Origin of the sequence: Halorubrum aidingense JCM 13560 (genome assembly GCF_000336995.1) — an archaeon.
Classification (GTDB): domain Archaea; phylum Halobacteriota; class Halobacteria; order Halobacteriales; family Haloferacaceae; genus Halorubrum; species Halorubrum aidingense.
In genome coordinates, this window is record NZ_AOJI01000002.1 from 51,030 (window position 1) to 63,814 (window position 12,785).

The window sequence follows — 12,785 nt, forward strand, 5'->3', positions numbered from 1 at the left end:
AGACGCCCTGCCTGTTCGGTAGCACCGTCGTACGCCCTCGTTACGACGGCCTTAGTCGCTCTTGTCGTCGGGCTCCAGAATTCCCGGGTTCCGCTTGTACTTCGGCGTTCCCGCAAATTTCTTCATTCGCTCCCATTCTGCCTCGGTAATCTCGTGTGACATCGCCCTACGTAGGGCTAACGTGTGTATTGTTATATTTGCCCTACATGTTTTCGGCGTCAGACGCGCGGTGGCTCGTAGACGGGTACGAGGATAATAACGAAGCCCGCAGTGGTCGAACCGCCGCCGGGGCGTGGGTCCCGGGCCGGTCCGGTGTCCCCCCGATTCGGCTCGGCTGCGTTCCCCGCCGCGCCCCGTCTGTCATGCCCAAGGGGCTTCCACCGCGGTCTGTTTATCTATACACATTATACTCGTTATACTGATCATCAGTCGTATTAGGCCAACCGATCGGCCAGAGACGGTGTTTTTCACGTGCTAACCGAACCACTATATATCATGATGGTTATTGTACTCTGAAGACAGATCGTTCAGTTGATGTCCCCCAGCCACAATATGTCCACGAAACAAAAAACACCCGCGGCGGAAGGCGAACAAGGGGCTTCGAGCCCTCAGACACCTCTCACACTGACCGAGGACGCGTCACTGGACACCACGTTCGACCTGCTGAAAAACAGGCGACGAAGGCTCGTACTGCGACACCTCGCGACCGCGTCCCAGCCGGTTTCGCTCAGCGATCTCGCGGAGCACATCGCGGCCGCCGAGAACGGGATCGAGCGAGACCAGCTCAGCTCCCAACAGCGAAAGCGCGTGTACATCAGTCTGTACCAGTCTCATCTTCCGAAGATGGACGAGGCAGGTGCGATCCAGTTCGATCAGGATCGAGGGACCATCTCGCTCACCGACACCGCAGACTCGTTCTACGAGTACCTCGACGGGGCGCCGGATCGAACGTCGTCTCACGGGGTACCGATGTCGAAAGAATGGCGACTCGCCGTCGCCCTGGTGACCGGCGCCGCCTACGCCGCCGCGGCGTTCTCGGGATTGACGGTCCTCGCTTCGGGCGCCGTCTTCCTCTTTCTCTGCTGGTTCGTCGTTCGAAATCCCTTCAGCTGATCGGCTGGATATCCGCTTGTCACCCGCTCAGAGCACTCCCGCTCCTTGGACGTCTCGACCCCTACGCGTGGAACGATCCGAGACAGTTGTACAGCTGTCGCTCGTAGATGTCCGGCTGCTTGCTGATCCCGAGGTGCGAGCCGATCTTGGCGTCGCTCCAGTGCGCTTGGTCCGTCCCCGCTAACAGCTGTCCGAGCAGACGGGGATCCACGTCCACTTTGACGTACCCGTCGTACTGGTCGAGGTCCGGATCGCGCACGATCTCGTACCCCTCGCCGTCGAAGGGGAGTTCGACGTACTCGTCGTCGAGCAGGCTGACGAGCACCGTCGTATCGGTCCGGAAACTGACCTTCTGTCTGTTCTCCTCGAACCCTTCGTACGCTTCGGGCAACCGATCGTACAGCTCCTCCGGATCGGGTTTCGGCTCGTCCTCGTAGGTGAAGCTCCGATCGGCGAGCTCCTCGTTGATGTACCGCCACTTTTCCTCCTGATCGACCGGCTCGTACGGCTTCGACATCTCGCCCGTCGTGAGGTCGATGTGCTCTTCGGAGTTGAGGAACACGCACTGATGCTCGTCGGGGTCGATATGGGACTCGAACCATTCGAGCGCGGCGGCCCGCGGCGGGTTCGCCGTGTATTCGTTCAGCGGCGACAGATCGCCGGCGAGCACGTACTCTCCGGCGAAGGGCATGTAATAGTCGGGCTCCATCAGATCGATGAACTCCGTCGCCAGTTCGTGCTTCTCGAGTATGACGTCCTGGCGCGCCTCCAGCTTCTCCTCGTGGCTGTAGTCGGTCATACACTGCGGGTAGAACTGCGCGGCGCTGTACTGGTGACAGAGGAGATCGATATCGCCGTACCGGTCTTTCACCTGTCGCATGCTCTTTTCGACCAGCGGGTACGGACAGTCGTTCATGTTCACGACGGTGTGTTCTCCGTCGTCGATGGCCGCCAGCGAGTCGACCTGCGTCGATCCGAGCTCCGGATTCCCTTCGACCCACGAGCAGCCGAAGTAGTTCCCGCACAGCTCCGGATCGCACGCGTCGGCGGCGAGGACGTTGATGTGGAGGTCGCCTTCGAGGTGCATCCGCGAGTCGTGTTCGAGTTCGGTCACGTCGAACCCGAGCTCCTCGATCTCATCGCGCAGGTAGTCCCACCGGTAGTCGTGGATCAGGACCGGAATGTCCGAGTCCATCCGGCGGAGCGTCGCCGGGTCGAAGTGGTCCGGGTGAATGTGCGAGATGTAGATGTAGTCCACGTCGTTGAAATCTTCGGGGTCCGAATCGAGCGGTGGATAGTGACACCACGACCCGTAGAACGCGCCGTCGACGAGCCACGGGTCACACAGGAGTGAGGCATCCTCGGTCTCGACGAGGATGGCCGCTGAACTGAGGTACGAGACTTTCATTGCTTCGGTAGCAATCATACTGGGCCGGTGTAATCGTTATACAGGCGTTATTTCAATACCACATCTTGACCTGTCTCGACGCCCCGAACACGTTCGGCCGACGGTCGCAGGCACGCGGTAACCGGTCGCGATCGTACGAGAGGGGCGTGAACACGCGATAGGCGGCCGCGAGCGGAGCACAAGTTACGATTACGCCGATTCGTGGTCGTACAACTACATTACTCTCGTGTATGCTACAGATAACGAAAGGCACCGCTCATTAACATCTGTCCGTGGTCCTCTCCGAACAGACCATGCTTCGTGGGTGGCGTGCGCTCGCGTTTGCAGGTCACTACTCACGGGTCGAAGCGCTTACCGACGACGGACTGAACAAGGTCCTCCGCTACCACGCCGTCGGCAGTGGGTTTTACGACAATATCGACCCCGAACGGCTGCGTCGGGACGTCGAATACCTTGACGCCCACTATGAACTCGTCGACCTTCCGGAGGTCCTCGAGTCGAGCGAGCAGAAACGGATCGCTCTGACGTTCGACGACGGCTACCGCGATTTCTACCGGAACGTCGTTCCCATCCTCCGCGAGTACGAGGTGCCCGCGACGGTGTTCGTCATCGCCGACGCGGTCGAAGACCGGTCGTACTCCCACACCGAACAGTTCGACTGCGAGTACATGACGCGCGAGGAGCTCGACGAGCTAGTCGACGAGGAGCTCGTCACCGTCGGGAACCACACCCGGTCGCATCCGCGACTGGGGGAACTCCCGCACGAGGACCTCGAAGACGAAATCGCCGGCGCGCAACGACGGCTCGGATCCCTCCTCGACACCGAGATCCGCCGATTCTGCTATCCGTACGGCAGTTTCGGCGAGCGCGCCGTCGAACTCGTCGGCGAGACGCACGATTTCGGTGTCTTCGGCCGCGGTCGCCGCGAGCCGATCACCCAGTCGACCGATCCAGCGGCGATCCCCCGCATCAACGGCGCGAACCCGTTCTGGGAGGTCCGCTGGGACCTGTCCGACACCGCGACGGCCGTCGGTATGACGCTGGACCGGTTCGTGTGACTGCCGACGCCAGCGCCCGCGCCGTCACCGACTGACCAAGTAGTACTCGTCTTCCGAGAGCCGGTCGTCGAGCAGCGCGTCGACGTCGCTGGCCCGACAGCCCTGAATCCGAACGTCGCCGACCGACGCGTCGGTCAGCGCGTCTCCCAGATCGGCACGGACCTTTCGCCGGGCGAACCGGCGGTACCGGTCGTCCGTCGGAATGCGATGGGCCACCCGCCGAACGTCCCCGTTTCGTTTGACCAGACCGGAGAGCTCCGTCTCCGAGACGTACGGCACTCGGTGGCGGACCTCCGCGAGATGGAACGCCGAACAGCGGAACCGACCGGTTCCGACGTTCAGGTACAGCACGTCCCGATCGTGGAGTTCGGCCCAGTAGCCGTCGGGACCGTAACTCCGGTCGGTCCCGTCCGTCGCAAACGCGAAATCCCCGGCACCGAGCAGCGAGAACACCGGGTCGTCGGTCCGAAACGCGGCGTCGGCGAGAAACCGCCGTCCGAACGTCCCCGTCTCGGGGAGTGCCCGATCGAGATCGACGATGCCGGTCCGGCGGAACGAGAACGTGAACCCCGGCGTGAGCACCGCGTCGAACTCCGCGACCAGCGCGTCGCGAAGCCGTTCGTAGGGATCACCCCCGAACGCGGCGGCCACGTCGGAGAGGCCGGCGTACACGACGACGGTGTCGGCGTCGAACTCGCGTAGCGCGTCCCGCAGCGCGGCCGGCCGTCGTCGCTCGACCGCCGACCCGCCGACGAGCCCTGAGACCCCCTTCAGGCTCCACTCTCGCAGCAACGACTGCGCCGCGTGGGCGTACAGCCGAACGTTACTCATGGTCGCTCCTCATGATCGTTCCTCATCTCGATCACTCGGTCCGACGCTCCGATCCCGACACCGTTCGGTAGACCGCCTCCAAGTCGCGGGCGGTCCGCTCCCGGCTCAGCTCGCGGATTCGCTCGCGTCCGTTCGACCGCTCGCCCGCTTCGAGCACGTCCGCGAGGGACGCGACGAGCCCTTCGTCCGTCGCGGCCGTCGCCGACGGGCGGACGCCCCGGAGGCGCTCGGGCACGTCGCCGACGGGCGTCGAAACGACCGGCAGGTTGCAGGCGAGCGCCTCCTTCACCGCGTTGGGCGACCCCTCGTGTGCCGACGTGAGCAGCAGCGCGTCGGCGGCGTTCAGGTACGCCGGCATTCGCTCGTGGGAGACGCCGGTCACGACGTCGAGCGCGACCTCGTCACCGATCCGGTCGGCCGCGGCGTCGACGACGCGCTCCGCTCGCGGGAAGTCCTTGACCGGCCGCGCCGTGTCGTACGGGTACACCACGTGCAGCCGGCCGTCGTCCCAGCCGAGCTCGCGCCGGGCGCTGCCCCGATCGAGCGGTCGGAACCGCTCGGCGTCGACGCCGTGCGGAATGACCCGGCAGTCGCTTCCGAGGTCCGCGGCCATGCGTCGGGACATCACCACGACCGCGTCGGCGACTCGGGCGCAGGCCCGACTGACCGGTCCGAGCGACCCGTAGAGGTCCGTTCCCCACAGCGAGACTACGGTCGGCAGTCTGGACACCGCGAGGGCCGTCGGGGCGACGACGCCCTGGTTCGCGTGGACGAGATCGAACTCCCGGCGCGACGCGCGGACCGCTTGACCGAGGTGTCGAAGGTAATCGAGGACGGAGCGGGTCCGCTCGCCGGGGACGTGAGACCCCGGCACGGCCAGCGTCGCGCAGTCGACGCCGCGGCGGCGCAGCGCGCGCACCTGGCCGCGGTAGGCGGTCGATCCGGCGCTCGGTACCAACTGGAGGACGCGCATCGACTCACACCCCGTCGACGACCTCGCCGTCTCGCCAGCGCTCGATCGCCGAGACGACGTTCTCTGCCGCACAGGCCGGCAGGTGCCCTTTCCCGGAGGGCTCCGCGGCGGCGGCGTCGACCGCGGCCGCGATCGTCGCCGCATCGGTCCCGGCGAGCACGTTCTCGCCCCTGTCGACCGTTCCCCGCCACTCCGTCGTCTCTCGGAGCGTGACGCACGGCGTCCCGAGGTACGAGGCCTCGCGCTGGACCCCGCCGGAGTCGGTCGCGACGGCGGCGGCGCCGCTCAGCAGACCGAGGAAAGCCCCGTAGCCCACCGGATCGACGAGTCGGACGCGGTCTCCGGCCCACCTGAGTCTCCGGTCCTCCCGCAGTCGATCGGCGGTTCGGGGGTGGATCGGCAACACGACCGGGAGCGACGCGCGTCCGAGCCCGTCTATCACGCTCCGAAGCGTCGGTCCGTCGTCGGTCGTCGCTTGCCGGTGAACCGTCGCGAGGACGTACGAGTCGGGAAGGTCGAACCGGACCGCCGCGGCCGCCGGTTCGACGCCGGTCGCCCGCGACAGCGCCACCGCGTCGGCGCGGACGTCTCCGACCTGGCGAACGCCGCGGATCACCCCTTCGTCAGCCAGCGTGGCGACCGCGTCGTCGGTCGGCGCCAACCGCAGGTCGGCGAGGTGATCGACGACGACGCGGGTCCGCTCCTCCGGCATCCGCCAGTCGCCGCTCCGGAGGCCGGCTTCGACGTGAGCGACCGGCGTCCCCGTTGCGAGGGCGGCTATCGTGCCCGCGAGCGTCGACGTCGTGTCGCCGTACACCACGACCGCGTCCGGCGATTCGGCGGCCAGCACCGGCGCGAGACGCTCGGTGATACGGGCCACCTGCTCGCCGCGAGGGGCCGAGCCGACGCCGAGGTGGTGGTCCGGGGACGGGAGCGGCAGCTCGTCGAAGAAGACCTCCGAGAGCTTCTCGTCGTGGTGTTGTCCGGTGTGAATCAGCGACGACTCGTGGCCGCGGGACGAGAGCTCACACAGCACCGGCGCCGCCATCACGAACTCCGGCCGGACGCCGACGACCGAGTGGACGTTCATGGCGCCGCCTCCGGCGAGGCGTCCGTCTCCGCGATCACGTCGAGGAGAAACGCCGTCACGTCCGTTTTGTCCGCGAGGAGACGCTCGCGTCGCCGGGCCAACGCCTCGCGCGGCGGCGCCTCGAGGAACTCGACGGCGCGGTCGATGGCGGCGTCCTCGTCGGCGAACGATCGCAACAGCCCGTACTCCGCCTCCAACTCCCGGAAGTTGCTCATGTCGCCGTCGCCGACGAACGCGCTCGTCCGTACTGCCGGCGTGCCGAGCACCGCGGCCTCGGTCGCCATCGTCTGCGAGTCGCCCACGTAGCAGTCCGCGAACGCGAGCAGGTCGTGTATCGCCTCGACCGGGACCGAGGACCCGTCCGCCGCCGCCGGCGGGTCGCCCTCGGCCGTGACGTACACCGTCCCGTGCTCGGCGAGCGACTCGACGAGTTGTCGCTTCCCCGCTGGAGAGAACCCGCTCCGTCCGATGTCGTGGTGAGCGTCCCACGCGACGAACCGAACCACGGCGTACGACGACTCGGGATCGACGCCGTGCCGTCGCAACGCCGCCGGATCCGGCGTGAATCGGTTCGGGTGGAGGTACGCGAGCTCGTGGAACCCGTCGTAGCGGCGCTGGTTCGGTACGTCGCGGTCGAATTCCGCCGGGGTACAGACCACGTCGGCGAATCGGTGTGTGAGGCCCGCGGCGAGCCGTTCGTGCTCGCTGTCGTCGAACACCACCGCCCGCGCGCCGACGAGGCGGGCCGCGTGGACCGCCGCGGGATCGACTTGGCTCACGACCACGTCCGGCTCGACTCGGCGGGCGAGTCGCAGGATCCCGACCTCGCGTTCGAGAAGCTCACCGATCCGCGAGAGCGGCCCCGAACCCGCTCGCGACACCACCGCGTACGGCACGCCTGCGGCGTCGAGCAGATCTGTGGTCACGTCCTTCTCCCGCGCTGCGACGGTTACGTCGTGGCCGCCCGCGTCGAGCGCCTCGGCGGCGGGAGCGAACAGGTGAACCAGCGCGGGGTGCGTCACGTCGAACAGGACCCTCACAGCCGCCACCTCAGGGACACGGTCTCGACGAGGTCGTCGGCGCCGAATCGACCCTCCAAGCGCTCGCGGCCGATCCGCCACAGCAGCGTCGCGAGCAGCAACCGACTCACTCGGGTGACGTACCGCCGATAGTCGATCCCGCTGTCTTCGTCGCCGTAGCGGCTCGGGTGCGGCACATCGGCGATCCGACAGCCGGCGGCGTGAAGCCGCGCCAACACCTCGGTACCGTAGCCGTACCCCTCGTAGGTGGACGCGGGATCGATAGCCGTCAGCGCCCCCCGCCGGATCGCGGTGTAGCCGTTCACCGGATCAGTCAGGGCCCAGTACCCGGTGGAGAGCCGACACAACAGCGTCAACAGCCGGTTTCCGAACAGGCGGAACGCGGGCATCTCCGTCGCGTGTTCGCGCCGGCTGAGCCGGGTCCCCTTCGCGTAGTCGGCGTCGCCGTCGACCAGCGGATCGAGGAACCGATCGAGGCGGTGCGGATCCATCTGCCCGTCGCCGTCGACGGTCGCGACGAGATCCGCGTCGCCGTCGAGCGCGGCGAGGTACCCCGTCTTGACGGCGCCACCGGCGCCGCGTCGTTCGTCGTGCGAGAGCACGGCCACTCGACCCGCCCGCCCGACATCGGCGACGCGGCCGTCGAGCCTGCGACTTTCGGGACGCCACTCCGCGGACTCGTCCGCGGGCGACCCTGCGGCGGCGTCGATCGCCGCGGCGCGGGTGTCGTCCTCGGAGGCGTCGTCGACGACGTAGATCCGGTCGACGAACGCGGGTATCGCGTCGACGACGCGGCCGACGAACGGTGCCTCGTTTCGGGCGGGGACGACCGCCGCGACGGCGTGATTCCGGTACATCAGTGGCTGCGGTAGACCAGATTCGCCGCCGTCTCGTCGTCGAGGCAGTTCGGCACGTCGACGACCGCCGGTGGCGGTCCGTCGCCCGCGGTCAGGTCCGCTCGCGTGAGGTCGTCGAACGCGTCGTGACCGACGAGGATGGCGACGGCGTCGACCGCGTCGAACGGGTCCTCTCGACGGATATCGAACGGGAGCGCGCCCTCGGCCCGATCGGCATCGACCAGTGGATCGTAGCCGACGACCTCGACGCCGCGCTCGTCGAGTGCCGCGGCGACGTCGACGCTCCGCGTCCCCGAGACGTCCGCCACGTCGGCCTTGTACGTCAGCCCGAGAAGCAGTGCGACCGGCGCCGCGCGGTCGCTCGCCGTTGCCGACACGGTGCCGGTCGCGGCCGCCGTCCCTCCCGCGTTTCCAACCCGGTCCGCGCTGCCCGCCCCGTCGGCGGCGATCCCCTCTTCCGAGCGCTCGCGCTCCAGCCACCGGTCGTAGCGTACCGCCAGCGCGTCGACGGTGAGGGCGGCGACCCGCTCCGAGACGGCCTCGTTGGTCGCGCGGGCCAGCCGCACCAGCGGAGCGGACTGCCCCGCACGGGAGAGCCGATCGGCGAGCAGATGCGGATCGGTCGGGAGACACGACCCGCCGACGAGTCCGGGCTCGAACCGCGGCACGTTCCACTTCGTCGCCGCGGCGTCGAGCACGGCCTCGGCGTCGAGGCCGAGCGCGTCGAACCCCTCCGCGAGCTCGTTCACGAGCGCGATGTTCACGTCGCGGTAGACGTTTTCGACGCACTTCGCGGCCGCCGCCGTCGCCGGGGAGTCGACGACGCGGACCGCGTCGTACACCTGCTCGAACAGCGCTGCGACGGACCGCGCCGCCGCCGGCTCCGCGGCCGCCACGAGCTTCGTCCGGCGCTGCCGCGCCTCCCTCGGTGTGCCAGGAGAAAACCGGACCGGCGACAGGGCGACGGCGAACTCCCGGCCCGCCTCGAACCCGGACGCCGCCGCCAGCGACGGCGTGAACTGCTCCCGCGTCGCCCCCGGCGGCACCGTCGATTCGAGAACGACGACCGTTCCGGGGGTGAGCCGATCGCCGATCGCTTCCGCCGCCGCGCGGACCGCCGCCAACCCGTCCCCTCCGCGCCGCTCCGAGCGGGATCGGTCGCCGTCGGGTCGCTCGGGCTCCGACGCGGGTCTTTCGTTTCCGTAGTTCGTCGGAACCGCGACGAACACCGCGTCGGCGTCGCCGATGCAGTCCGGATCTGCGGTGAACGTGCAGTCGCTGGCGGCGACGTCGTCGTCGCCGATCACACCGGTCGGGTCGACGCCTCGTCGGGAGGCCTCCACGGCGGCCTCGTCGATGTCGTAGCCGGTGACGTCTATCCCGATCCGATCGAGCGAGAGCGCCCGGTGGAGGCCGACCGTGCCGATACCGACGACGACGGCTCGGTCCGGGCGCCCGCGCGGTTCACTCGACGCCGTGCCTCGGTCCGTCTGTACCCACATTACCCGCACATCGATTAGATGCGTATTTGCTAGGCGGTCGGTAACAGACCGTTACGCGGCCGTCGTCTCCGATTTATGCTCTCTTCCGGCTGTTCACTCTCGGAGGCCGTGGATCGCGGCGCGGTCGATCTCGTCGAACGCGATCGTCCGGCCGCCGTACTCCTCGATGAACGCCTCGGCGTCCCCGTCGTCCGAGAACGGGTGGAGTCCCGGACCCATCCCGCCCATGACCTCGCTTTCGGCGACGTAGACGAGACCGGTCGCGTCCGCGAACGTGTCCGGTGCCGTCGGGGAGGGCATTCGCGGCGCCCCGTCGCGCTTGCGCACCGCGTAGTCGACCCGGGAGAAGTCGGTGACGTACACGACCGTCGGCTCCCACCCCCGGTCTAACCGATCGAAGTGATAGGGGAACAGACTGTGCACGAGCGTGTGGAACCACGCCGGGTTCCCCTCGTCTCCCGGGGCGTTGTCCCGATAGAACACCTGCCCGTTCGCCCCGCCGTGGGGGCCGATCTCCATCCCGTGGTCCGTATCGAACCGCCCCTCCAAATCCCTCGGATCCGGAAGCGTCTCCTCCGAAGCACCGCCGCCGAGACAGCCGGAAACACCGGAAAAGGCGCACCCGGCGCCGGCGGCGAGGACGTGTCGTCTGTTCATATTCACTCCTCCGGGTGGGCAAGAATAGCGCTTCTGGTGGGAACGTCGTATGAGATTCCTTTCAATTTATAAATAGAAACTGACATACTGGCGGAGAACGAACGTGTAGACGGACAGATGACAACAACTCCAACCGACAATCAACTCGTCACGATCGTCTTGCTCGTCCTCGCGACCGTGATCGCCTTGCCGATACTGTTCATGAGCCTCGGCATGTTCGGCTCCGGCCCCATGATGGGCGGCATGTGGGGGTCACAGATGTGGGGCGGTGGAACGGCTCCGTGGTGGATGGCTGCCGGTGGACTGGTGGTGCAGCTGTTGTTCCTCGCCGCCGTCGTCGTCGCCGTGTACCTGATCTACCGCGCGATCACGGACTCCGACGGCACGGACCGCGCCCTCGAGGAACTCCGGCTCGCGTACGCCCGAGGCGACCTCACCGATGAGGAGTACGAACAGCGCAAAGACGCTCTCGAACGGGATTCCTGACCGTCGTCTCTCCCGCGCCGCAGCGCGAGGATTCCCGCGTCGGGACCTCGGAGCGTCAGTTCCCTCGGATGACCATGATTTTGACCCGATTCACGCCGTCGAAGTTCCGGAGCCGGTACGCCAATTCTCGAACGCGCTCGCCGGCCCCCTGACAGTACACGGATTCGAGACACCACTCCCCCTGGTGCGTGTGGCTCGTGTTGAGGATCACGTCCTGATACTCGTGTTGGACGCCGTGGAGCTCCTCGATCACCTCGTGATGACGGTAATCGAAGGCAACGAGCGCGACGACGTCCGCAGTGAGTTCTTCGAGCCGCGAATGGGACTCGATATACTCCTGCATCGCTTCGCGCACCGCCCGCGACCGGTTGTCGAGCCCCTCGTCTTGCCACACCTGATCGAACTCCTCGACGACCGGATCTGGTATACTGAAACTCGTTCGCATCAGTGTCCATTCGTGGGTGTCCGTACAAGTGTTGCGAGTGCGTGCTCCTCGGATCGTGGGAGCCGACCGTCACCGCTCGATCGGTGCCTCCCAAAGCAACACTCCCGTCGCGCCGACCACGAGCACGCCACCGGCCACGGCGAGCGCGAACAGCGGCGACGCGGCGTCGGAGATGATCCCGCTCCCGAGTTGGAAGGGAACGACTGCGAGACCGCTCACCATCGCCATCGCGCTGAGTACCGTCGCGCGCCCCACCGTCCCGATTCGGTCGTTGATGTATTGTCCGGCGAACGACCGCGTCACGTCCGAAAGTCCTCGAATCAGTAGGAACGCCGGGAGCGCGAGCACCGGAACGAAATACATCCCTATTAGCGCCCCGCCGACGATGAAGGGGAGCCACAGGAACCACGTTCGGAGCCCGAGGCGCGCCCGAATCGCTCCGGTGTAATAGCTCAGTCCCGCACCGAAGAGACTGTACGCCGCGTAGAACCATCCGAGCAGTGATTCCACGCGTGACTGTGACACCCCGAGGTCGAGGACGACGGTCTCGAAAATCGGCTGCAGGAACACGAACACGAGGTACGTCACCGCGGCGTAGAGGACGTAATAGTACAGGACGAACGCCCGGATGTTGCGCTGTGAGAGCGTGTGTCGGACGATCGAGAGCGTCCGACGGAAGCTCAACTCCGCGGTGTCGGCTCGCTCGTAGGTGTCCGGCTCGTCCACCGTCAGGAGGACGACCACGCCGACCGCCGTCATCGCGGAGGCGACGAACCACGGATACGAGAGGTCGATGCTTCCGAGATAGCCGCCGATGATCGCTGCCGCGGCGCCGATCGCCAGTGCGACGGACTCTCCGCGGCCGCGGACGTTCGCGAACGCCCCCTCGGAACGGTCGTCTGTGAGGGTGTCGTACAGCCACGCGTCTTCGCTACCGGAGCGGAAATTGTACCCCGCCGACCAGCAGACGTACAGGACCGCGAGAGCTTGGAACGAACTGGAGAGCCCGATGCCCGCGAGCGTGAGCGAGATGATGACCGTGCCGACGAGGAGGCTATTTCGCCGACCGACACGGTCGCCGATGTAGCCTGTCGGGATCTCGCCGACCAGCGTCGTCACGTTGTATATCGCTTCGAGAATAGCGATCTGCGTGAAGTTGAGTCCCTGTGCGAGAAAAAAGAGATACATAATCGGACGGTAAAACTCGACGGCTTTGGTCGATTTGTAGAGATAGTATTTCAGAACGCTCGTCGGGGGGAGCGTAGATGCGTTCCAGAATGGGACCGCCATACCGTGGATGGATATCCCGGAAAAATGGGTGTTTC

At 66.8% G+C, this 12,785-nt stretch carries 13 protein-coding genes; 3 read left to right on the forward strand and 10 right to left on the reverse strand.

Annotation, left to right across the window (positions count from 1 at the left end; translation table 11 throughout):
* The first annotated feature begins 552 nt into the window (after positions 1-552).
* The gene (locus C461_RS00250) at positions 553-1,113 is read left to right on the forward strand and encodes a DUF7344 domain-containing protein (protein WP_007997578.1); all 561 of its coding nucleotides are present in this window, start codon (positions 553-555) and stop codon (positions 1,111-1,113) included.
* A 61-nt stretch (positions 1,114-1,174) separates the two neighbouring features.
* Here C461_RS00250 and C461_RS00255 read toward each other — a convergent pair whose 3' ends face one another.
* A complete protein-coding gene (locus C461_RS00255; protein WP_007997580.1) occupies positions 1,175-2,521 on the reverse strand; it encodes an MBL fold metallo-hydrolase in 1,347 nt (448 codons plus the stop codon).
* A 272-nt stretch (positions 2,522-2,793) separates the two neighbouring features.
* Here C461_RS00255 and C461_RS00260 point away from each other — a divergent pair, with 272 nt between their 5' ends.
* A complete protein-coding gene (locus C461_RS00260; protein WP_007997582.1) occupies positions 2,794-3,579 on the forward strand; it encodes a polysaccharide deacetylase family protein in 786 nt (261 codons plus the stop codon).
* Between the two features lie 24 nt (positions 3,580-3,603).
* Here C461_RS00260 and C461_RS00265 read toward each other — a convergent pair whose 3' ends face one another.
* The 7 genes from C461_RS00265 to C461_RS00295 form a co-directional block, all read right to left on the reverse strand.
* Complete coding sequence (locus tag C461_RS00265; protein ID WP_007997585.1) at positions 3,604-4,410, reverse strand: AAC(3) family N-acetyltransferase; 807 nt, start codon at positions 4,408-4,410, stop codon at positions 3,604-3,606.
* A 31-nt stretch (positions 4,411-4,441) separates the two neighbouring features.
* On the reverse strand, positions 4,442-5,383 hold the full coding sequence (locus C461_RS00270; protein WP_007997586.1) for a glycosyltransferase: 942 nt from the start codon (positions 5,381-5,383) through the stop codon (positions 4,442-4,444).
* A 4-nt stretch (positions 5,384-5,387) separates the two neighbouring features.
* Entirely contained in the window at positions 5,388-6,473 is a 1,086-nt protein-coding gene (gene wecB, locus C461_RS00275; protein ID WP_007997587.1) for a non-hydrolyzing UDP-N-acetylglucosamine 2-epimerase, read from the reverse strand.
* A complete protein-coding gene (locus C461_RS00280) occupies positions 6,470-7,513 on the reverse strand; it encodes a hypothetical protein (RefSeq protein ID WP_007997588.1) in 1,044 nt (347 codons plus the stop codon). The genes wecB and C461_RS00280 overlap by 4 nt, the downstream gene beginning before the upstream one ends.
* The gene (locus C461_RS00285) at positions 7,510-8,370 is read right to left on the reverse strand and encodes a glycosyltransferase family 2 protein (protein ID WP_007997589.1); all 861 of its coding nucleotides are present in this window, start codon (positions 8,368-8,370) and stop codon (positions 7,510-7,512) included. Before C461_RS00285 ends, C461_RS00280 begins: the two co-directional genes overlap by 4 nt.
* On the reverse strand, positions 8,370-9,872 hold the full coding sequence (locus C461_RS00290; RefSeq protein ID WP_007997590.1) for a nucleotide sugar dehydrogenase: 1,503 nt from the start codon (positions 9,870-9,872) through the stop codon (positions 8,370-8,372). Before C461_RS00290 ends, C461_RS00285 begins: the two co-directional genes overlap by 1 nt.
* Before the next feature lie 93 nt (positions 9,873-9,965).
* Positions 9,966-10,529, reverse strand: coding sequence for a nitrous oxide reductase accessory protein NosL (locus C461_RS00295; protein WP_049906123.1), 564 nt, complete (start codon positions 10,527-10,529; stop codon positions 9,966-9,968).
* Between the two features lie 117 nt (positions 10,530-10,646).
* Here C461_RS00295 and C461_RS00300 point away from each other — a divergent pair, with 117 nt between their 5' ends.
* Positions 10,647-11,015 (forward strand): SHOCT domain-containing protein, encoded by a 369-nt coding sequence (locus C461_RS00300; RefSeq protein WP_007997592.1) that lies wholly within the window; start codon positions 10,647-10,649, stop codon positions 11,013-11,015.
* A gap of 55 nt (positions 11,016-11,070) precedes the next feature.
* Here the strand turns inward: C461_RS00300 and C461_RS00305 are convergent, their stop codons facing one another.
* Both C461_RS00305 and C461_RS00310 read right to left on the reverse strand, forming a co-directional pair.
* Positions 11,071-11,460 (reverse strand): CopG family ribbon-helix-helix protein, encoded by a 390-nt coding sequence (locus C461_RS00305; RefSeq protein WP_007997593.1) that lies wholly within the window; start codon positions 11,458-11,460, stop codon positions 11,071-11,073.
* Between the two features lie 69 nt (positions 11,461-11,529).
* Positions 11,530-12,750, reverse strand: coding sequence for an MFS transporter (locus C461_RS00310; protein ID WP_049906125.1), 1,221 nt, complete (start codon positions 12,748-12,750; stop codon positions 11,530-11,532).
* Positions 12,751-12,785: the final 35 nt, after the last annotated feature.